The following is a 20,258-nucleotide window of genomic DNA, read 5'->3' as shown; positions in this document are numbered from 1 at the left end:
CATCTGAATAAACACGGTCGACATATGGCCCGCAAGCTAGCCCTCAAGCGTCTCACCGCTTCAGATTTGACTGTTTTCCGCTGGCATTTCACCAATCGACCCGCCGGCAATCAGAAGGCGATCAACCTGGACAGAAGCGTCTTGGTGGACAGCCTGTTCCCTGAGCTGGCCAAGCCGGGGGCGGTGCCCAACCCTCGGTACAACCTCGAGCTCAAGATCTCTGGCCCTGGGGCCTGCGCGCCTCACACGTTGGTCCGCAAGATCCTTAAGCAGCAGAAGAACTGGAGGCTCAACGGCGAGTTCATCGATGGTCCGATCGATGATCCACAGAGGTACAACTACCTCGCAGCTGACGACTTTGCCTTCTTTGAGTTCCGCGGCGATCAAGTGCCAGAGGCTATCCATATGCTGCTGGTTTCGGCAGCCGATCCACAGGACGCACAGCTTCATCAAGCCCTCAGTCAGATCTTTGTGACCGGCTCGATGCGTGTCATAGATGAGCACTTCATTCATGATGTATTGGAGCGGAGTGGAGTTGCTGGCCGACACGCGCTGTCTGACTGGGCAGAGGGCGCACTGCTTGAAGAGATCGGGCTTGGCAGCGCGGCTGCCACCCTTAAGCTCTACGCCCGTCATAACAGGCGTGGACTCACTCCAGAGGAATTTCTCGAGATCCGAGGCCGCGCACAGTCAACGGGAATCTCCGGCGAACTGTACCTCAACGACTGGCTGTTGGACCTGCAGCGAGAGGGAGAGTGCTCTGACGTTGAGTGGACATCAAGCAGCAATGCGATCGCACCATATGACTTCCGACTCAGAACGTCTCCGCATGGCGTCGAACGCCGGATTGATGCCAAGTCGACCACTGGCGAATTTGAAACCGCACTGCATATGTCGCGCGCGGAGATCATTGAAGCAGTACGAGGTGGTGTGTGCTACGACATATATCGTCTTTATCGACTGTCAGAGGAAGGGGCGGAGATGCGGGCTGCATACGATGTCGGGCCCGTCTTGGCCTCTGTACTGGAAGCGCTAGAAGATCTTCCGCCTGGCATCTCGGTAGATTCGGTCTCCATCGACCCGCGAATTCTTCAGTTCACCTCAGACATCCACTATCCGCGAAACTCGGAGCTGGACGACGACAAGTAAGTCTCTGAACTACATCGGTGCTACTTCCCAGTGACCTGATGAGCCGGGCGGTACGCGACTTCCTCTGGCACCAGAGGGCATGCTCTTCGAACGAATTGCGGCCCTCTTTCGTCCCCGTTGCCGCGATTACCAAGGTATCGTTCACTCGACCCCCTGTCTGTACGCCCTTCTCCGCAAGCGCGATCCGAATGGAGATGCTGACGATCAGTAGCTGTGTCGTGGAATTGTCTACCAGCACAGCTGGGGTGCCTCGGCTCATAAGCTCGAAGAACTCATCTCCAGAATGAAGTGAATCTAGCGCCGAGCCCGTTGCAGCCAGACGCAGCGCTCTGTCGCCCACATCTGCCAACTTAGTACTGGAGACCTTCTTGTAAGTTCGAAGTTCAAGCGTCATTGTGGGCGCGTGGGATGTGAAAGGCATTGCGAGCATCCACGCTGGAACGAGCCCGATGGCGAATCTCTGCAACATCACTGAAAGGGATCGATGACGAACGGGGAAGCGCCGATGCCCTCGGTGCACCGTCAGTGGCGCTCCCCACTGCGATCGATGCTGTGAGTCGCCCGCGCTACTCCCGAACATGCAACCGCTCAGCCACCTGTGCGGTCAACGCCACACACGCCATCTTCAACCCTTCCATCACCCGGTCCCCCAGGTACTCCTCGGGCGCACCGTTCTGCCGAGTCCGCTCCGCAGCTAGCATCAGCTCCGCCACCACGCGCAGCCCGGCCAGTGCGCAATCCGCATCCGCCAGCTGAAGGCAACGCCCAGGCAGTTGATGACGCTCCGGCCAAGGCTGGCCATCCGCAGCCGCACCGGTGCCGATGCGGCGCAGCGTGGCGACGAAGGCGTTGGGATCGACGGACGGTTCGCGCTCGGGTTCGGCGTTGTCCGGATCGTACTGCGCGTGCAGGGAACGGAAGTCCGATGTATTCATGGCAATGCTCCGTACAGGACAGATAGCAGCGCCACCGATAAAGGCGGCGGACGGTGCGTGTCTCGAAAACCGGTGAATACCCAAGCCGGCGGGCCCGAAGGCCCCCACGCACCGCCCGCCATGGAACGCGAACGGATTGCCAGCCGGCGCCATCCGAAGATGACGCCGACTGGCAAGCGTAAAGCACTGGGTATTCAGACGGGTTTTCGAGTCCCGCGCCACCCTTTTCCGGTGGCACGCCAAGAGATACCCGTGCAGCAACCAAATGCCAAGAAACCACAGGACTGATGATTGCCAGTCCTGACGCTTTCGGCATTGTCGCACACGGTGTTAAGCCAGCAAGCGATTGCGCCGCAACGGTCTTGAAGGGCTTGGCGCTATTGGCTCCAAGCGCAGGAATGCCCGCAGCCAGGGCCATGGCGTAGGACCAATTGCGACAGATTGGAGCAACAGTTCAGCCGGGCGGCGCCTCGGCCGTGGGCACGACGGTCAGACGGACCCGTACCCGCGCATGCAGCGCGACGCCCTCAACCACGACCGGATCAAAGCGCCACTTGCGCACAGCGGTAAGGGCCGCACGATCCATCTCCCGCAGTCCGCTGGACCGCGCCACCATCACGTTGGAAACGTGGCCCAGCTCATCCAGTTGAGCAACCAGCACCACCTGCATGGGAGCCTGCAGGAAGGTATCGGGCGGCGTGACGAGGGCCGTTGAATACTCAATGGCAGGCGCCTGCTGCAGCTCGAAGGTGGGATTGTCACCGCGCTCCACGAACACTTCAGTGGAAACCTGCAGGTCTGCCGTCATGGCCATGGCAGGTGTAGCGCCCAGCAGCGTCAGAACGAGGTTCAGTGCCAGGGCAGTGTTCAAACGGGGCATACGTGGCTTCCATTCCAGTGCGCTGCCAAGCATAGCGGCCATCCCCTGGCATCGCTTGCCTTGAATGCCGGCGTGCCGGGTTTCTGCGCGGATCACATAGGCGCGCCATGCCGTGGCCACAGCGCATCGTCGCGCTCCAGGTCGTAGTCGCTGCCGAACGCCAGTGCAACCTCGCGCGGCGGTAGATCTGCGTAGTAGCGCAGCAGGTACTCATCCATGCCGGCATCGCGATGGTCGATGGCGAACAAGCGAAGGGCTCCTATTGGACGGATGATCTACCTGTAATGGATTTCGTTGTAATCCGATTACCGGCTGCTGCCGACCGGGTTACAAGGCAGCATGCCCATTCAGCACGCTTCTTTGGAGTGTGAGTGTTTGATCCGTGACCGGTGACCGGTAAGCTGTGCCCAGTGCAGGACTCAGAATGAGATGGAGATAGCGCATGGATTCGACCTCAGCTAATCACCCTCGGAAGGGGGAGTTCTTTCTCCTTGAGGCCGGTGCAATCAGTGGCCCTGCATGCGGGGTCGTCTTCGAGAATCTGGATCGACTGCTGTCTCCTCCCCGCATGATCCTGCTACCAGAGGAGGGAGGCATTCCACCACTCCGCGAGGTTCCGCGATTGGCTTTCAATCCGAGCGTAGGCGCACCGCCACGGGATCTGGAGCCGGGATTCAGCGGATACTGGCTCGTCTCGAAGCGACTGCATGACGTGATGATTTCCGTTGATCCTCACGCCTTCGCCTTTGCGGAAGTTGACTATCGGCTGGAAGATGGTAGCCAAGGCGACCGCCGCTACTTGTGCACTGTGATCCGGGTAATTGATGCGTTGGACGAAGGTGCTTCCAAGCTCTTTATTGATACCTCCGAAGATTTCATCAACGGGAAGTTCTACGACCTGGGTGGTGGTGCAAGTGTGACGTTTGATCGTGGCGCGCTCGGCCAGGCGCACGTCTTCAAGACACCTTATACAGCCTCTGTCTTTTGCGACCACGTGTTCAAAGACGCAGTGGAAAGCGCTGGCGTGGCTACTGACAATGATACCGATGGCATGTGGTTTATTGACGCTGCAGATATCTAGCTGCTTTGCAGCTGCTGAGCAGGAAGGAGCCTGATCGATGCCTCGCAACGGACCTGACTTTCAAGACCATCACGCGATCGAGCAGCGTACGCTAGCGCGTAGCCCACTGCTCAGGATGCTCGCCGACACCGGTCATTTTGATATCCACGCCCCGGAGAATCGGATCTTTCTCCCGGCTGATCCGGCGTTCGCTCAAACGCTGGGAATCACTCCGCACAGTGGTGGCCCTATCGCCGACTATCAGATCGGCCTCCTGCAACGTTTGCGTCGCTTGGAGCAGACGCCCGACGGAGTGGGCGCGTTCAACGGAGACGCTGCGGCACAGGCGCGGATTTCCGGGCGGGTAGAGGCACTGCGCGACACGGTACGGGTCGGCCTGATCAATGGTGATCTCTACACCAACGCTCCCTATGGTCTAAAGCCTGACGATATTCGGCCACAAGTTCAGAGCTTCTTCTTCAACGAAGCCCGTTATGGCCAGTTAAACGCTCCCCAGCTTCAACAGCTTAGGAGCTTCACGCCGATCGATAGCGGCTGGGCGGGTGTTACTCATTCGGAGCATCGTGTAGTGGCCACGCTCCGGCACGTTCAGTCATCTCCCAATCCGTTAACGCGTGGAGGTGGAGCGGAGTTGCAGCGTCAAGGCCTTTCGGAGGCAATCTCCAGCGCCTACCACGGTGGCAGGCTGAGCATATCCTCAGAGGGAGTCCTGATAGTTGAGAATGCTCTGGGTAAGGAAGCGGCAGACCCATTGCGCGTTCCGCAAGGTCAGCGAGGATTTGCGACTACCAGCATCCTCCTCGGCGAAGCCTCCACCAGCCAACTGATCCGCTCCGGCGGCCTGCTCGCCTCTGGCGCCGACGCCGTCATCACCGCCCGCCGAACCTCGCAGCTGCTGGAAGAAGGCAACGGCACCGCCGCTCAGTCCGAGCTCACCCACGCCCTGGCGCGAAACGGCGGTGGCTGGATCGGTGGCATGGCCACTGCGTCGGTGATCGGCACGTCCAGCTTCGTCCCTGTGGCCATCGTCGCGGGCGATGCGCTGCTGATGAGCAAGGCGTTCGACAAAGGCGCCGATCTGCTCGACAACCGTGCCGTCTACCGGCAGACCGACAAGGCCGATGTCACGTGGGAGTTCAATGGCCTGAACTGGCAGCGCCAGGCAGTCATGGACAGCGCAGGCGACGGCCTGGGCAATCCGGCTGAGCGCAGTGTGGGCGCCAGTTACGAGAAGGCCTGCGAGCTGGGCGCATACGCCCACGTAAAAGCGGTAGAGCTGGCGCTGGGCAAGGCACCGCTGCCGCAGGATCCTTTCAGTATTCCGGCGAAGGATGGCGAGGGCCGTCTGGACAATTCCAACTGGCACCGCGATGCGCAGACCGAACAGTGGACGCGGCAGGTCAAGATTGGCGTGTCCGGTGCCAACGACCGGGGTGTGTATGAGACGCAGACCGCCAGCCCCGAACGCGCCAACGAGTTGAATCATGAGGCGGTGCAGCGCATCGAGAACAACATCGCCAACGGCAAGGCCGCCATTGCTGCCAGCTACCTGGAGACCTACGCCGCTACCCGCGCCAGCGACTTCGTGCCGATGGTGCCGGAAGCGGTGGAGCAGGCGCGTGCCAGGCCCGACGCCATCCAGGGCTCGGACAACCAGCTTTACCAGCGCGACGAAGCAGGGCAGTGGAGCCATGCCGGCCAGATCGCGCAGGGCAACATGGCACTGGAGCTGGAACTGACCCGCACCATCCAGCAGCCGTCGCTCGATCAGTTCAACCAGACCATTGCCGCGTTGGACGCGCGGCCATTGCCGTCTGCGGCGGAAGTGAATCAGAACGAACTGCGCCACAGCTACTACGCTGCGGGCGTCGTGCTGTCACCGGCATGGGAGCAATCGATTGCGCTGGCTACGGCACGCACGCGCGAGCAGCACGGCATTACGGGTCCCACGCTGCAGGAACTGGGGCCTGTTGCTGAGGGCAACGCGGGCGCCTCTCGGCCCATCACCCATTACCAGGTAGGCGAGGATGGCGTGGCGCGCGCCGTCGCGACCACCAGTACGCTGGAGCTGCAGGCGGCGTGGAATGAGGTGCGGGCGCTTGCCAATGAGCAGGCGCCGGTGCCGGACTCACCCGAGCTGCGCATTGCCGCGCTGTCGGCGGGTGAGCAGGAGGCTTACCGGCAGGCACTGCAGGAGGCCAATCGACAGGGGGCTGCGCAGGTGGATGCGGGACAGGCTGCACGAGCGGCCGCGCAGGTGGCACATGGCGACAAGCGATCGGACCAGGGCGGGAACGTGGAAGTGCGGCCCGAAGAGCCGGTGACTGCGCAGCCCATCGCGCCTGCGACGGTTGCGGCAGCGTCGCCAGCGATAACGGTCGCACCACCACCTACGCCCACCCCACAGGACAAGCCTGAGCCTCAACGGCACGCCGAGCAGCGCGATCCGCCGCGGCGTGAGGCGGAGCCCCAATCTCAGCCCCATCCAAACAGCGAGGCGCCCACCGAAAACCGTACCGCCTCACAGAGGCTGGAGCCGGCTGGGCCGATGCAGGCGCACTCAGCCGCACCTGAGCGCGCGACGCCACATGCCGCCGCGCCTCTGGATGCGGCAACGCAGATGATGCCCACGCAGCGCACAGAGCAGGCATCGGAGCCGGAACGGATGGCCCCGGTGCCTGCGGTTGCTCCCACTCCAAAGCAGGACATGGCAGTTCAGGAGGTGGAACCGGTGCCCTTCAAGGAGCCGCTGCCTGCTGAGCCTGCGCGCGATCCATGGTCTTTGGAGCAGGAAGCGGCACAACACGTGCCAGAGCCCGAAACGGCGCCATTGGATGACCTCCAGCCCGTCACTGCGGCTGTCGCTGTTCCTGCCGAGCCCACGATAGCGCCAAGCCCTGAGCCGGCCGCGCCCGCACCCGCACCGGATGAGGCATCGGCCCCGAACCGGGCGCTGCAGGACCCCACGCAGCCCGGCCACCCCGATCACGCGCTGTATCAGCAGATCCGTGAGGGCGTGGAAGCGCTGGATGCCAAGCACGGCCGCAGCTTCGATGAAGTCAGCGAACGCATGACCGCCAGCCTTCTGGTACTGGCCAAGGACAACGACCTCGAACGGGTGGACCATGTGCTGGTGAGCAACGCTACGAGTGAACATCCGGCCGGGCACACGCTGTTCGTGGTGCAGGGTGAGCCAAGCAATCCGGCCCATCAGCGCGCTGCGATGCCGACAGAACTGGCGGCGCAGACATCAGTTGAAGAGTCACTGCAGCAGTTCGACTCTGTCAGCCGTGAAGCGCATCAGCGTGCGCTTGCGAATCAGATGGATCAGCAGCTGGAAGACCAACGGGTGCAGCACGACATCCAGATTCGTGCGGCCAGCGGGGGATGATCACTGGTCAGGGGCGAACAGGTTCAGAAGTATGACTGTTGTGAATCACCAAGGACGACACTTATCCCCTGTCCCTCAGTAACTTCAGGTCGTGCTTGTCGTGCTGCTGGTCACTTAATCCCTTGGCGGAATCTGCAGAATTGCGAGCAGCAGATAGCCTTCCAGGGAATCCAGTACGTGATGCGCATTCGCCGGCACGCCAGCGCCAGCCAAGGCATCCTGCGTGGTCAAGGCGACATAGCGCACATGGTGCCGTGACCGGACGCCGGAGCCTGCGGCTGACAGCAGAGCATGAACGATCCTGCGCAGAAAGGAAAAATCGTCCTCGGTGCTGCCTAGGGCTGACTTCTCTTCGAGCAAGCATCTCAATGACTGCGGATGTGTGAAGTCGAGTGAATAAATGTCCTCCCAATGCCCCTCTTCTCTGATGTACCAATCCAGCCCTCCGCTCACCCCGGCGACCCCAACGCGCTCGCCGTTGCGCCGGAATACGTACTCATACTCTGCAGGTGATGGCCCACCGCCTTGCAGGCGAGCAAGGCTGACCAGGACCGCGTTCTGCATCTCGGCTTCTGACGTTGCATCTGGATAGAAAGTACTTGGCATGTGTTTCCCTTGGTTGTCCTTGACGAATTACCGGCGACCCAATTCTCGTACTGCCGTCTGGTTCACACATTCAGCAAGCCGGTACCAGCATCTGGCTGTCCTCCACCTGCCCCCCATCCCACCTATGCCATTATCCGCCCAGGACCGCAGTACCCAACAAGGCTGAGCAGGCATGGAGCAGGCAACACGCTACACCGCAACCCTTTATCTGGCCGCACCTGGAACCCCGCTGAAAAGCGGAGGCATCTCGCCGCGCGGCCATATGTACCTTCAGGTGGCTGAGGGCGACGAGGCCCACAGCTACGGCTTTGCACCACCGCGCCAGGCGCCGGGCGAAACCCGCACCGGCGTGCAGTACGCGCAGGTGTGCCACGACGATGCCGACGAGCATCTGGACCCGTACTACAGCCGCACCCTGGAAATCACCGAGGAGCACTACGGCTGCCTGCGTGATTTCGCCGAGGAACCGGCCGAGTTCGAATTCGATGTGGATCGCCCGGCCACCATCAACCGCTGCAGCGATTTCGTCTGGGCCGCGCTGCACTATGCCGGCCTGCATCCGCTGCCGGCACCGCTGGACGGCGGCAGCAACCTGGGCGAGTTCGCGGTGCTGTTCAACCTGCCGGAAATCCAGTGCATTGCCGCGCCGTTCCCGGGCAGCGACCTGAATGCCGAAACCCATCACGCGATGCCCGAGCGCGAGGCCGAACATCATCGCCAGGGCGACCGTGCCAGCGATGAGCCGCCGCCGACGCCGATTGAAGTGGCCGGTACGCTGCTGGACCCCTCGCATCCAGACCATCGCCTGTTCTCGCAGCTGATCCAGAAGGTGGCCGAGCTGGACGCCGCGCATGGCCGCCCGTTCGATGCCGCCAGCCAGCGCATCAGCGCCAGCCTGCTGGTGCTGGCCAAGCAGAACAATCTCTCGCGCGTGGATCACGTGCTGCTCAGCCAGCCGACCCAAAGCAGCCATGCGGCCGAGAGCATCTTCATCGTGCAGGGCGATCGCAACGACCCGGGGCACCGCCGCGCCAGCATCGCCACCGAGGTGGCGGCCACGACCGATGTGGCCGATTCGCTGCGCTTGAAAGAGCAGTAATCCGCGCGCCTGCCATACGCGCGCCGGCGCACGCCACGCCCCCCACCTGCTACCATTCCTCCGCAACCCCAGCCAGCCCACCCCGCGCAGACAGATGCAGGTCGGGCCGTCGCAGTACGGCCCAGCGAGCCAGGACACCTTCCCGTGCCCATTCAAGGACGCTCGCATGTTCCGTAATCCTCTCTTCCGCTCGGCCGCCCTGGCCGTTGCCGTTTCGCTCAGCCTCGGCGCGCCTTCTGCATTCGCCGACAACGCACCCGCCGCCAGCGCCACCGCCGCCGTGCAGCGCCAGGCCGTGGCCAAGGGCCTGTACGAGCTGGCCTACAGCCCGAAGCAGAACGCCGTGTTCGTGGCCTCGTCCGGGGGCTTCGGCGATGACGCCGGCCCGGCCCAGGTGCTGCGCCTGAACCCGGCCACGCTGGCCGTGGAAACCCGTATCCCGCTGGAGCGCAAAGCCTTCGGCGTGGTGCTGGATGACGCCCACAACCGCCTGTACGTGGGCAACACCGTGGACCTGTCGGTGACCGTGGTCGACACCGCGCAGAACAAGGCCGTCGGCACCATCCAGTTGATGGAGAAGAAGACCGGCAAGGATGGCAAGGCCGCTTACACCCATGACCTGCGCGAGCTGGTGGTCGACAGCGCCGCCAACCGCCTGTACGTGACCGGCCACAGCAGCCAGCCCGACGTGAGCAGCGTGCTGTTCGTGATCGATACGAACACGTTGAAGGTGATCAACACCATCGACGGCCTGGGCAATGCCAAGGCACCGGGCCTGGCGCTGGATGCGGCCAACAAGCGCGTCTACACCAGCAACCTGCTGGCCGACCTGGTGGTGGTGGGTACCGATTCGAACAAGGTGGTGTCGCAGCACAAGATCGCCGCCGAGCAGCCGATGAACATTGCCTTGGATCCGGCCGGCAAGCGCCTGTTCGTGACCGACCAGGGCTCGGAATTCCTGCGTGGCTACCAGGCCAAGAGCAGTGGCCTGGTCAGCAAGCATCCGGGCCAGCGCGTGCTGGTGCTCGACCGCAGCACCGGCAAGGAACTGGCCAGCATCCCGACCGATGCCGGCCCGCTGGGCATCCTGCTGGATGCACCGCGCAAGCGCCTGTACGTGACCAACCGCGAGGCCGGTACGGTGACCGCCTACAACAGTGACAGCTACCAGAAGGTGGCGACCTACACGGTGCCGACCCACCCGAACAGCCTGGCGCTGGATACGAAGAACAACGTGTTGTTCGTGAGCGTCAAGAACGGCGAGAAGGATGACAAGGGCGCTGACGAGAGCGTGGCGCGGATTCAGCTGTGATGGAGTGACGCCGGGGCACGCCCGGCGGCGAGCCGCGTGAAGAAGGCAGGGTGCAGACCCTGCCTTTTTCTTTGCCCGGTTGCAGTGCCCAGCGCCAACCCGCTAGGGTTGAAGCCCATGGCAGGGAGCCAAAGGATCTGAATCATGCTGGGTATCCACCGCTGGCTGCGCGCCGGCCTGATCTTCACGCTGGCGGGCGCACTCGGTGCCTGTAGCAGCCGCGTACCGGATGCGCCGGAGCCGCTGGATCTGGTCAGGCCGATCAACGTGGCCGAGTCCGGCCAAGCGGTGCGGTTCGAGTTCGAGACGAATGCCCGCAACTTCTATCCGGGTCGACCCTATGTGCTTGATCTCGAGGTTCAGCGACATGGACCCGGGTCTGACAGTGAGCCTGACATGGACAATGTCCATGTTCCCTTCCAGCTGTCCCTGCAGCGCTGGGTCGCAGGCGCTTGGCAGGACGTTGCAACTTCTGATGTCTATCAGGCAAGGGCGCGCAATCTGGGGGAGCCCCTCCCCGAATGGCATGCATCGGCAGACTGGCGCTACGCGCAGCAGGTATCGATGGGCGCCAGCCGATACAGGTTGAGCATCGTCACGCTGCCGATGGAAACGGATGCCCACTACCGCCTGGATGTGCGCACGGTGCAGCCCACCGCTGCGCTCCAGCATTACCCGGCACAGCTGCGGGTTCATGCGGACCCTCTCTCGGGAAAATAGTCGCTGTCCCACTTCTGGGTGGAATTGAAGGAGTCTTCTTATGGATAAGCCGCGCTACACCGTAGAAATCGTCATTGCCGCACCTGGTACGCCGTTGGTGGACGAGAAAGGTGTACAGAAAGTTGTGGACGGGGTCCCGCAGACATCCGGGCCCGGGCACATGTTCTACGTGCTCCATGGGCCGGACAAGACCACGCGGAGTTTCGGCTTCGCGCCTTCCGAACATGGAAGCATGAACGGGCCGGGCGAGGTCATGAAGACCGATGCGACCGAGTACAAGAACCCCCATTACAGCCGCACGCTCGAGATCAGCGAGCAACAGTACAAGAAGCTTGAGTCGTTCGGCGCGCACCCGGATAAGTACGGCTTCGATCTGCAATACAAGGACGTGCGCCACAACTGCGTTGACTTCACCTGGGAAGCCTTGAACCACGCGGGCATCGAGCGGAAAAAGAGCATCGACGTGAACGCGCTGGGAGGTGGCATCGGCCAATTGCTTCCCGATGTCCGCATTCCCTTGGAGAGCAAGGGTGCAGGCAAGGATGGGTTCCGACCGCTGCGCAACATCCATGGCGTGGATAGCATTGATCCGCCGTTTCCAAACAGCGAGCTCAATCAGAAGAAAACCCACCCCCTGCCGGAGCGCAGCTTTCAGCAACGCATCCTGAGCGACGCCGAGGGTATGGGGGAGCGCAGTGGTGATCTTCTGGCCCGGCACAGCAACGACCCGCTGCTCTCGCAGATCCACCAGGGCGTGGCCCTGCTTGATACAGAGCGGGGCCGCAGCTTCGATGCCACCAGCGAGAACATCAGCGCGAGCCTGTACGCCCTGGCCAAGGCAAACGGCCTGACTCAGGTCGACCACGTGCTGTTGAGCGATCGCACTGCGCAGGCCGATGCGGCGCAGAACATCTTCATCGTGCAGGGCGAGCGAAACGACCCGGCACAGCTGCGCGTCAGCATGCCAACTGCGGTGGCCGCGCAGACACCGGCAGAGACCTCGTTTGAGCGTGCCGAGCAGCTGTCCCAGTCTGCTCAGATGCGCACGCATGACGAGTTGCAGCAGCGTCAGGTGCAGGAGCAGCCTGGGCCTCGCATGGTGTAGGAAAGTGGCCTTCCGATCGCAGCGAGGTGCGATGGGTTTGGGCTACATCGACGGCAAGCGCCACGGCGTGCCGGTGCTTCCGTGCCGTGCCGCCAACAACGCCGGCGGCTCAGCCCAGGCGGTGTGCCGGATTCTGCTGCTGGTCCTGCGCCTGTGCATCCAGCGTCTGCTGCCCGGCCTGTACCAGCTGCTGCATACCCAGCCCCAACTTCTGCATCGACTGCTCCACCGGCGTCTGTACCGCCACAGCCGTCGGCATCATCGCGCGCAGGTGCGCCGGATTGGCCGGGTCGCCCTGCACGACGAAGACGTTGTGTCCGGCCGGATGCTGGGCCGTGGCGTTGCTGACCAGCACGTGGTCGACCTGCTGCAGGCCCTGCTCGCGGGCGAGCACGGTCAGGCTGGCGGTCAGGCGCTCGCTGGTCTGGTCGAACGGACGGCCATGCTGAGCGTCCAGTGCGGCCACGCCCTGGCGGACCTGGTCGTGAAGCGATGAGGGAGAAGAATCGGGGGTCATAACGTGGCTCCGCAGCGGACGGGAAGTTGGCAGAGGTCCGCCGCTGCAGTCGAGTGTAAAGCCACGCCGCGTGCTTCCGCGACCCTGCGCAGGATGGGCCTACGGTGTGGCCGGCCGATGGTCATAGCTGATCACCCGCTCGGCCAACCAGCGCCCGTCCACGCGGCGCCAGACCTGGATGAAGCGGGCCTGGCCCACCCATCGCTCCACACCGTCCTTGCCGCGTTCATGGAAGCGGTGGTCGCCGATCTCCAGCGCTCGCTCGTCGTGCAGCGGGAACACCTGCAGGGAAGGCTCCACCAGCTCGCGGCGCAGGTGCCAGCCACCCTTGCGCGCGTTGCCGCACATGTTGGCCACGCTGCGCCGGAAGTCCTCGCGATTGCTGGCCGATTTGCCATCCTTGTCATGGAAGAACTCCATGTCTTCGGTGGTCATCGCGGCGGCCTTGTCGGCATCGCAGGCCTCGAAGGCCACGGCGAACAGCTGGGTGTCGGCCTGACGGATCTGTTCGCGCAGGTCATCGGAGGATGCGGGTGCGGCGGCGAGGCCGGCGGCCAGCAGAGGCAGGGTGAGCAGCAACATGGCGAGACTCCAAGGGTGGTTCACGCAGGCTCGCATGGCGTTTGGGCCGCTGCAGCCGGCTTCCGACGAAACGGCCCTTCTATGGAGTGAATGCCCGCATTTGCGGCCCAGCTCCAGCGCCGGGGCCGTCGTCTGTGCAGGGGATGTCATGGCGACCGGCGATTCCATCACGGTCGCGATAGGGGCCGGCCCATAGCCTGAAATCCTCCCCTTCCACAGGAGCTCCCATGCCTGCTTCCCGCATCCGCCTGCACGTTGAAGACACCGGTGGCGACGGCCGCCCGGTGATCCTGATCCACGGCTGGCCGCTTTCCGCCGATGCCTGGAAGACGCAGGTGTCGATCCTGCGTGATGCCCAGTACCGGGTGATCAGTTACGACCGCCGCGGCTTCGGCCGCTCAGACAAGCCGGCCGAGGGCTATGACTACGACACGCTGGCGGCTGACCTGGCCGGGTTGATCGAGGAGCGTGATCTGCGCGACGTGACCCTGGTTGGCTTCTCGATGGGCGGTGGTGAGGTGGCGCGCTATGTGGCGAATCACGGGCAGGATCGACTGCACAGCGTGGTGTTCGCCGCCGCCGTGCCGCCGTATCTGCTGCGCAGTGATGACAACCCGGACGGCCCGCTCACCCAGGACAAGGCCGATGACATGCGCAGCGGGCTGGAGAAAGACCGCGAAGCCTTCTTCGATGGCTTCACCCGCGATTTCTTCAGTGCCAATGGCCAGTTGATGGTGACCGAAGAGACGCGTCAGGCGGCGATCGCGCTGTGCCACCAATCCGACCCGGCGGCGGCGTTGGGCTGCATGCACGCATTCGCGACTACTGATTTCCGGGATGACTTGAAGAAGATCACTGTGCCAACGCTGATCCTGCACGGTGACAGCGATGCCATCGTCCCGTTTGAAGGTTCTGGTCAGCGCACGCAGCGAGTCATTGCGGGCAGCGAAGTGGTGATCCTTGAAGGCGCACCCCATGGCTGCAATACCAGCCATGCCGATCACTTCAATCTGGCGCTGCTGAACTTCCTGAAGCGGTAAGCTGCGGCCATGCGCCAGGCCAACACACCCCCGTGAAAGAAGCCCAACCCCAAGGGCCAGACGTCGCAGCCATTGTCGCCTGCGCAGAAAGAAGCGGCGCGGCAGCGTGCGGAAGAGAACGGGCGGCGTTATCCGAATCTGGTGGACAACATGTGGGCCGCGAAGCTGCCGCGCGGATCGTGACCTGTAGAGTCGAGCCATGCTCGACTTCGCTCTGCTTCCATCCACGCATGGCGTGGATCTACTACAGCAGTGCCACCTGTAGAGTCGAGCCATGTTCGGCTTCGCTCTGCTTCCATTCACGCATGGCGTGGTTTTACATCAGCACAGCAGGATCCACGCGATCACGATCACGAACACCAACAGCGGAAGCAGTGTTCGCACCCACAGATGCAGCGTGACCCTCCACCACACCTCTACATACGACCCTCCACGCTAGGCCACGTCCCACCGGGACCAGGCCGCGGTTGTCGTATCCGCCAGCCGACAAGCACAGGGCGCTTGGTTAGGATGGTCCTTTGTTGTCATGGATGAACCGATGGTCTCTGCTGCTACCCGCTTCTGTCGCATCTGTGGACCTGGACCGATCCTGCTGACACTGCAGGTGGTAGCGCTGCTGGCGGTGGCGCTTGCAGCCGGCTTCTTCCATTACCGTGTGGGACTGCTGCTGGAGCCGGTGGATGATGCATGCGGTGGGCCCGACCCGGTCGCGCGCATGCAGGTGGCCGAACAGCTGCTGGCGCGGTCCACTGCGCTTGCACCGTGGCAACCGTTGCAGTGGATTCCGATGGCGGGCGTGGTGCTGGCGCTGCTGGGCGCGATGTCGATCAGCGTCTACCGGCTGGGTCGCCTTTCGGAGCGCCTGCGACGCGCCAACTGGGGGGTGATGGCGCTGCATGCCGCTGTGCTGGTGCTGGCCGTCAGGGCCTTGCACCTGTACGACATGGCATGGATCAGCGTAGCCAAACTGTCCCCAGCGGCGTGCCTGGTGGAACTGGGCGAACAGGGCCGGCTGCCGCTGGCACAGGCGCAGCAGGTGGTGTTCGAGATCCTCACCCATGAGCACGCGCCGCTGCTGCGCAATCCCGATGACCTTGCCCTGGTGCTGGTCGCGTTGATGCTGATGGCGATGGCTGCGGGATTCATGCTGTGGCGGGCGATCGTGCGGGAGCGTCAGGCGCAGTCGTCCAGCCCATAGCGGACGCGTGACCGACCACGCGCCCGCAATCGCGCTACAGTCTGCGCTTCGCTCTTGCAAGGAAGTGCTGATGCGTTGGTTGCTGCGTGCTGTGCCATTGCTGCTGTGTTCGTTGGCGGTTCACGCCGCCGAAGTGGATCGCCGGATCGCGGTGACCATCGACGACTTGCCCTGGGCGCGGGTGGACGAGATCGTCCCGCCGGATCTGCAGGCGCGGCATGAGGCGCTGATGGCGCAGCTGCGCCAGGCGGGTGTGCCGGTGGTCGGCTTCGTCAACGAGAACAAGCTTGAGATCGACGGGCAGGTGCAGCCGGCGCGGGTGCAGATGCTGCGCGACTGGCTGGACGCAGGTTATGTGCTGGGTAACCACACGTATTCGCACATGGATCTGAACGCCAAGGGCGTGCCTGCGTTCCAGCAGGATTTCCTGCGTGGCGAGGCGGTGCTGCGGCCGCTGCTGGCCGAGCGCGGACTGAAGCCGCAGTGGATGCGCCACCCCTATCTGCGCGCCGGGCGCACGCCGGAAGAACGTGTGGAGATGGACGCGTTCTTCAATCAGCATGGCTACCGCGTGGCACCCGTGACGGTCGACAACGGCGAGTGGGTGTGGGCGTTCGCCTATGCCAACGTAATGAACGAGCAGCCCGATTCGCCGGCACGCGAGGCGACGTTGGCGCAGCTGCGCAAGGGCTATGTGCCGTACATGCTGAACAAGCTGGACTACTACGAGAAGCAGTCGCAGGCGCTGCTGGGCTACGCGCTGCCGCAGGTCTGGTTGATGCACGCCAACGAACTCAATGCAGCGGCGTTTGCCGAACTGGTGGCGGCGACGAAGCGGCGCGGCTATCGCTTCATCTCACTGGATGAGGCGATGCGTGACCCGGCGTATGCACGTGGTGCCGAAGGCTACAGCGGCCGCTACGGCCCGAGCTGGCTGCACCGCTGGGCGATGGCGGAGAAGAAGCCGAAGGATTTCTACGCCGGTGAACCCGAGGTGCCGGCGTGGGTGCTGAAGCTGGCCAAGGTCGGTTCGGAGTGAGGCTCAGCGCTTGACGGCCAGCACGCCGTCAAGCGCCAGTTCGGCCTTGAAACCGGCCTTTTCCAGGCGCTTGGCCACTTCACGCGGCACGTCGCGGCCGCTGGTCAGCTTGTTCGGGGCGCCGGTGTAGTGGAACAGGCGCCCGCCCTTGCGGATGACGCGGGCGAGGTGGTCGTAGAACACCTGCGAGTACAGTTCGCCGGCGATGCCAAAGCGCGGCGGGTCGTGCAGGATCGCGTCGACGCTGTTGCTGGCCACCTGTTCGATCTGCTGCGAGACATCGCCGTGGCTGAACTGCAGGCGGCCACCGGCCGCGGCCGATTCCGGATCCGGCGACCACGGGTTGAGCGTGCGCAGCCACATCACGTCGGCGTTCTTCTCGAACGAGCGGATCTGGCCGACACCGGCCTCCAGCGCGCAGGCGGCGAAGTAGCCCAGGCCGCCGCAGGTATCGAGGATGACCTTGCCGGCCGGGGCGACCAGCTCGACCTTGCGACGCGCGTCCTCGAACGGTGACAGTTTGGACGTCGGCAGCATCTTGATGCCGTCGATCTCGAAGGTCGGTGCGCCCCATTCGGTCGGCACCAGCTTGATCAGCGAACCGCTGTAGCGCGAGATCGGCGCGAAGTCCTCGCCGTCCCAGTAATACAGCGTGCGGTCCTTCAGCTTGCCCGGCCACGGGTACGGCTGGCCACGGAAGTGGAAGCCGTCGGCATCCAGCGCCACGCTGCCCTCGCTGCGGCCGAGGTCGAGCGAGCCCTGGCATTCGGCAGCGCCCTTGTCATGGGCACGGCGCAGGGTGTCAGCGCTGTCGCGGGTCAGCAGGGGGCCGGTGTAATGGGGCACGGCGGGTACCGGGGCGGTTCGGGGGAGGGCATGGTACCGCAGCTGTTGCCGGGGCCACGCGTGGCTGCTGCAGTAGATCCACGCCATGCGTGGATGAGACGGAAGGAGCCGAGCGTGGGCTCGGCGCTACCGTTGGCTGGTGCAGCTGAAGCCGTGCGTGGCTCCTTCTCCTGAAATCATGCCGACGCCACGCGACGGCTGCATGCCTACACGCGCGCACGACCGACGATGGACGTCCTGGGTTTCCGGTGGCTGCCGATCAAAGTCGTAGCGCAGGCTGCCGTCTTTCTGCAGCAGCCAATGCACGGTAACGCGCTCGTGGCGACCATCACCGAGATCCCAGTCCAGGGTGCGCATGATCAGGGTCTGGCCATCGGCCAGCTGCCGGACTTCGTCATAGGCCCCCTGGGTTTTCGGCGCGCTTACCGCAAGCAGCAGAAACAGCAGCATTGGCATCGCTCCTCAAAGAAGACAGGATGCGCCCATATTGCCCTGAGCCGCCATCAGAATCATTGCGTCTTACGGGCACTTCACCGCATACACCGGCCCAGCCCCGATCAGCATCAACGCCATGTAGTCACTATCACTGGCCTTGCCCTTCAACGTCGCGCCCTTGTTGAAGTGGAAGATGCCGAAGCCACCGGCCATGCGGATCAACGCGCTGTCGATCTGCTCGGCGTCGTCGCGGAAGTAGCGGCTGATCTCGCTGCGGGTGGCCTTGTGCAGGGCATTCGGCTCGCGCTGCCACTGGTCGCCGCGGCTGAAGGAGACGAAGTACTGGCTGCCTTCCTTGTCGATGCGGAAGTCAGCCGGTTTGCGTGCGCCGGTAGCGAAGCAGCCCTGCAAGGGGTCGGCGCTGAAAGGAAGCCCGGCGTCACCACTGCAGGCGGTGAGCAGCAGGAGGGCACCGGGCAGCAGCAGGCGGAGCGTGCGCATGGGATGTCCCGACGGGGCAGGTGCGGCTAGTGTAGGCAGCACACGGGCGAGGTCCGTACAGAAATTCGGCAAGGACACAGGGGTTTTCGGATGGCGCAGGGCAAGGCACCGTGGTGCGGCATGGCCAGTTGGCTGGGGATCGTGGTGGGCTGGGGTGCGGGCAGCCTGGCTGCGCAGGCGGCGGTGGCCGCAGGCGGCAATGGCATGGCTGCGGGATTGGGCGTGGGTGTGCTGGGCGCGGCGCTGGTGGGCTGCGGCCTGGCGGTGGCGTCGCGCGTGCGCGGCGAGCGCTGGCCGTGGATCGGCATCGGCGGTGCGGTGCTGAGTGCGTTGCCGCTGCTGATGTACCTGCTGCGGATGATGTTGAAGCTCTAGGTGTAGAGTCGAGCTTGCGCGACTCATCGGCTGGGACAGCCAGGCATGGCCTGGCTCTACTGGGCAGCAGCGGTCGGAGGAGGCCATGCGGGCCAGCGGCCGGCACTACCGGATGCGGGTCACGCGCTGCGGTGAATCTCCACCGTCACGTGCACCAGCTCCTCATGGATCGCCAGTGCGTTGCGCACGGTATCGGCATCCAGGCTGGTATCGCTGGTGACCACGCTGGCGCTGACCGCGTACTTGCCGCGACCGACCTGCCAGACGTGCAGGTCGGCCAGGCGTGCCGGCCACGGACCCTGTTCGATCACTTCGCGCACTTCGGCCACCACCGGTGCGTCCATCTGCGCGTCGAGCAGGATGCGGCCGCTGTCGCGCAGCAGGCCGATCGCCCACACCGTGACCAGCACGGCGCCGACCAGGCCCATCACCGGGTCCAGCCAGGTCAGGCCCAGCAGCTTGCCGCCGAGCAGGGCGACGATGGCCAGCACCGAGGTGGCGGCGTCGGCCAGCACGTGCACGTAGGCCGAGCGCAGGTTGAGGTCGTGACCGTGCGCATGGTCGTGATCGTGGTGTTCGTGGTCATGCGCGTGGTCATGCCCGTGGTCATGGCCATGGCCATGCCCGTGGTGGTGGTGCGTGTGGCCCGGGCTGTCGTGCAGCCACCATGCGCAGAGCAGGTTCACGCCCAGGCCAACCGCAGCGATGGCGATGGCTTCGTTGTAGTGGATCGGCGCCGGCACCCACAGCCGCTGCAGTGACTGCACGGCCATCAGCGCGGCGACGCCGAGCAGGGCGATGGCGCTGGTATAGCCGGCCAGGATCTCGATCTTCCAGGTGCCGAAGGCGAAGCGCGGATCGTGCGCGTAGCGGCGTGCGCAGCGGTAGGCGAACACCGAGAGGCCCAGCGCCAGCGCGTGCGAGCTCATGTGCCAGCCGTCGGCGAGCACGGCCATGGAGTTGAACCACCAGCCGCCGACGATCTCCACCAGCATCATGCCGACGGTGAGCCACAGGGCGCGGCGGGTATTGCGTTCGGCCAGCGGATTGCCGTCGTCGAAGCGGTGTTCGTGGCGACGGGCGGCGGCGAGGGCGTCCAAGTGCATGGCGGCGGAAGCTGGAGTGGATACCCCCATAGGGTATATGATCCGACCATGGCTCATGTACACAAGAATCGAAAGCAGCTGCTGACCCGGGTGCGCCGCATCGCAGGTCAGGTGGCGGCGTTGGAGCAGGCGTTGGACCCGCCCGAGGGTGAAGCCGGCGACTGTGCGGACGTGCTGGTGCAGGTCGCCGCGGTGCGCGGTGCCGCCCACAGCCTGCTGATGGAGCTGCTGCACGAGCACCTGCAGGAACATGTGGTGGCTGCCGACGACCCGCAGCAGCGGGCGGCCGAGGCCGAGGTGCTGGTGGAGCTGCTGCGCCGCTACGGCAAGTAGCAGGGGTA

22 protein-coding genes are annotated in these 20,258 nt (G+C 64.1%); 12 read left to right on the top strand and 10 right to left on the bottom strand.

All coding sequences use genetic code 11. From position 1 onward, the window contains the following. Nucleotides 1–24 precede the first annotated feature (24 nt). Complete coding sequence (locus ABR323_RS21455; RefSeq protein ID WP_439450763.1) at nucleotides 25–1,149, top strand: protein NO VEIN domain-containing protein; 1,125 nt, start codon at nucleotides 25–27, stop codon at nucleotides 1,147–1,149. Nucleotides 1,150–1,715: 566 nt separating this feature from the next. Here ABR323_RS21455 and ABR323_RS21450 read toward each other — a convergent pair. The 3 genes from ABR323_RS21450 to ABR323_RS21440 form a co-directional block, all read right to left on the bottom strand. Then, nucleotides 1,716–2,084: a hypothetical protein gene (locus ABR323_RS21450; RefSeq protein WP_171956374.1), complete on the bottom strand. Its 369-nt coding sequence runs from the start codon at nucleotides 2,082–2,084 to the stop codon at nucleotides 1,716–1,718. Between the two features lie 454 nt (nucleotides 2,085–2,538). After that, nucleotides 2,539–2,964, bottom strand: a complete 426-nt coding sequence (locus ABR323_RS21445) for an energy transducer TonB family protein (RefSeq protein ID WP_439450762.1) — start codon at nucleotides 2,962–2,964, stop codon at nucleotides 2,539–2,541. A gap of 92 nt (nucleotides 2,965–3,056) precedes the next feature. Then, nucleotides 3,057–3,239, bottom strand: coding sequence for a hypothetical protein (locus ABR323_RS21440; RefSeq protein ID WP_439450778.1), 183 nt, complete (start codon nucleotides 3,237–3,239; stop codon nucleotides 3,057–3,059). Between the two features lie 167 nt (nucleotides 3,240–3,406). Here ABR323_RS21440 and ABR323_RS21435 point away from each other — a divergent pair, with 167 nt between their 5' ends. Further along, nucleotides 3,407–4,045 (top strand): DUF1629 domain-containing protein, encoded by a 639-nt coding sequence (locus ABR323_RS21435; protein WP_439450761.1) that lies wholly within the window; start codon nucleotides 3,407–3,409, stop codon nucleotides 4,043–4,045. A gap of 37 nt (nucleotides 4,046–4,082) precedes the next feature. Beyond that, on the top strand, nucleotides 4,083–7,436 hold the full coding sequence (locus tag ABR323_RS21430; protein WP_439450760.1) for an XVIPCD domain-containing protein: 3,354 nt from the start codon (nucleotides 4,083–4,085) through the stop codon (nucleotides 7,434–7,436). Between the two features lie 114 nt (nucleotides 7,437–7,550). On the opposite strand, the gene ABR323_RS21425 is transcribed toward ABR323_RS21430, so the two are convergent. Then, nucleotides 7,551–8,042: a hypothetical protein gene (locus ABR323_RS21425; RefSeq protein ID WP_439450759.1), complete on the bottom strand. Its 492-nt coding sequence runs from the start codon at nucleotides 8,040–8,042 to the stop codon at nucleotides 7,551–7,553. A 172-nt stretch (nucleotides 8,043–8,214) separates the two neighbouring features. Between ABR323_RS21425 and ABR323_RS21420 the strand changes: the two genes are divergently transcribed. From ABR323_RS21420 to ABR323_RS21405, 4 genes are all read left to right on the top strand, one after another. After that, nucleotides 8,215–9,141 carry an XVIPCD domain-containing protein gene (locus ABR323_RS21420; protein WP_439450758.1) on the top strand — a complete coding sequence of 309 codons (927 nt, stop codon included), beginning with the start codon at nucleotides 8,215–8,217 and terminating at the stop codon, nucleotides 9,139–9,141. A 166-nt stretch (nucleotides 9,142–9,307) separates the two neighbouring features. Then, nucleotides 9,308–10,453 carry a YncE family protein gene (locus ABR323_RS21415; protein ID WP_439450757.1) on the top strand — a complete coding sequence of 382 codons (1,146 nt, stop codon included), beginning with the start codon at nucleotides 9,308–9,310 and terminating at the stop codon, nucleotides 10,451–10,453. Between the two features lie 144 nt (nucleotides 10,454–10,597). Continuing rightward, a complete protein-coding gene (locus tag ABR323_RS21410) occupies nucleotides 10,598–11,173 on the top strand; it encodes a hypothetical protein (RefSeq protein WP_439450756.1) in 576 nt (191 codons plus the stop codon). 40 nt (nucleotides 11,174–11,213) lie between these two features. Beyond that, the gene (locus tag ABR323_RS21405) at nucleotides 11,214–12,278 is read left to right on the top strand and encodes an XVIPCD domain-containing protein (RefSeq protein WP_439450755.1); all 1,065 of its coding nucleotides are present in this window, start codon (nucleotides 11,214–11,216) and stop codon (nucleotides 12,276–12,278) included. 109 nt (nucleotides 12,279–12,387) lie between these two features. Here ABR323_RS21405 and ABR323_RS21400 read toward each other — a convergent pair whose 3' ends face one another. Next, entirely contained in the window at nucleotides 12,388–12,795 is a 408-nt protein-coding gene (locus ABR323_RS21400) for an XVIPCD domain-containing protein (RefSeq protein WP_439450754.1), read from the bottom strand. 99 nt (nucleotides 12,796–12,894) lie between these two features. After that, on the bottom strand, nucleotides 12,895–13,377 hold the full coding sequence (locus ABR323_RS21395; RefSeq protein WP_439450753.1) for a nuclear transport factor 2 family protein: 483 nt from the start codon (nucleotides 13,375–13,377) through the stop codon (nucleotides 12,895–12,897). Nucleotides 13,378–13,604: 227 nt separating this feature from the next. Between ABR323_RS21395 and ABR323_RS21390 the strand changes: the two genes are divergently transcribed. The 3 genes from ABR323_RS21390 (at nucleotide 13,605) to ABR323_RS21380 (ending at nucleotide 16,654) form a co-directional block, all read left to right on the top strand. After that, on the top strand, nucleotides 13,605–14,417 hold the full coding sequence (locus ABR323_RS21390; RefSeq protein WP_439450752.1) for an alpha/beta fold hydrolase: 813 nt from the start codon (nucleotides 13,605–13,607) through the stop codon (nucleotides 14,415–14,417). A gap of 538 nt (nucleotides 14,418–14,955) precedes the next feature. Continuing rightward, nucleotides 14,956–15,615 carry a hypothetical protein gene (locus ABR323_RS21385; protein WP_439450751.1) on the top strand — a complete coding sequence of 220 codons (660 nt, stop codon included), beginning with the start codon at nucleotides 14,956–14,958 and terminating at the stop codon, nucleotides 15,613–15,615. A gap of 70 nt (nucleotides 15,616–15,685) precedes the next feature. Continuing rightward, nucleotides 15,686–16,654: a polysaccharide deacetylase family protein gene (locus ABR323_RS21380; RefSeq protein WP_439450750.1), complete on the top strand. Its 969-nt coding sequence runs from the start codon at nucleotides 15,686–15,688 to the stop codon at nucleotides 16,652–16,654. A 3-nt stretch (nucleotides 16,655–16,657) separates the two neighbouring features. Here ABR323_RS21380 and ABR323_RS21375 read toward each other — a convergent pair whose 3' ends face one another. The 3 genes from ABR323_RS21375 to ABR323_RS21365 all read right to left on the bottom strand — a co-directional run bounded on the left by ABR323_RS21375 (nucleotide 16,658) and on the right by ABR323_RS21365 (nucleotide 18,436). Continuing rightward, nucleotides 16,658–17,500 carry a class I SAM-dependent methyltransferase gene (locus tag ABR323_RS21375; protein ID WP_439450749.1) on the bottom strand — a complete coding sequence of 281 codons (843 nt, stop codon included), beginning with the start codon at nucleotides 17,498–17,500 and terminating at the stop codon, nucleotides 16,658–16,660. Nucleotides 17,501–17,626: 126 nt separating this feature from the next. Continuing rightward, nucleotides 17,627–17,950: a hypothetical protein gene (locus ABR323_RS21370; protein ID WP_439450748.1), complete on the bottom strand. Its 324-nt coding sequence runs from the start codon at nucleotides 17,948–17,950 to the stop codon at nucleotides 17,627–17,629. 69 nt (nucleotides 17,951–18,019) lie between these two features. Next, entirely contained in the window at nucleotides 18,020–18,436 is a 417-nt protein-coding gene (locus ABR323_RS21365) for a hypothetical protein (RefSeq protein WP_439450747.1), read from the bottom strand. Between the two features lie 90 nt (nucleotides 18,437–18,526). Here ABR323_RS21365 and ABR323_RS21360 point away from each other — a divergent pair, with 90 nt between their 5' ends. Further along, nucleotides 18,527–18,811: a hypothetical protein gene (locus ABR323_RS21360; RefSeq protein WP_208044070.1), complete on the top strand. Its 285-nt coding sequence runs from the start codon at nucleotides 18,527–18,529 to the stop codon at nucleotides 18,809–18,811. Nucleotides 18,812–18,930: 119 nt separating this feature from the next. Here the strand turns inward: ABR323_RS21360 and dmeF are convergent, their stop codons facing one another. Further along, nucleotides 18,931–19,917 (bottom strand): CDF family Co(II)/Ni(II) efflux transporter DmeF, encoded by a 987-nt coding sequence (dmeF, locus tag ABR323_RS21355; RefSeq protein WP_439450746.1) that lies wholly within the window; start codon nucleotides 19,915–19,917, stop codon nucleotides 18,931–18,933. A 48-nt stretch (nucleotides 19,918–19,965) separates the two neighbouring features. Between dmeF and ABR323_RS21350 the strand changes: the two genes are divergently transcribed. Then, on the top strand, nucleotides 19,966–20,250 hold the full coding sequence (locus ABR323_RS21350) for a metal/formaldehyde-sensitive transcriptional repressor (protein ID WP_439450745.1): 285 nt from the start codon (nucleotides 19,966–19,968) through the stop codon (nucleotides 20,248–20,250). The last annotated feature ends 8 nt before the right edge of the window (nucleotides 20,251–20,258 follow it).

The sequence above is a fragment of the Stenotrophomonas sp. ATs4 genome (assembly GCF_051861585.1).
GTDB classification, from domain to species: domain Bacteria; phylum Pseudomonadota; class Gammaproteobacteria; order Xanthomonadales; family Xanthomonadaceae; genus Stenotrophomonas; species Stenotrophomonas maltophilia_AS.
This window is presented reverse-complemented; position numbering and strand designations above follow the sequence as displayed.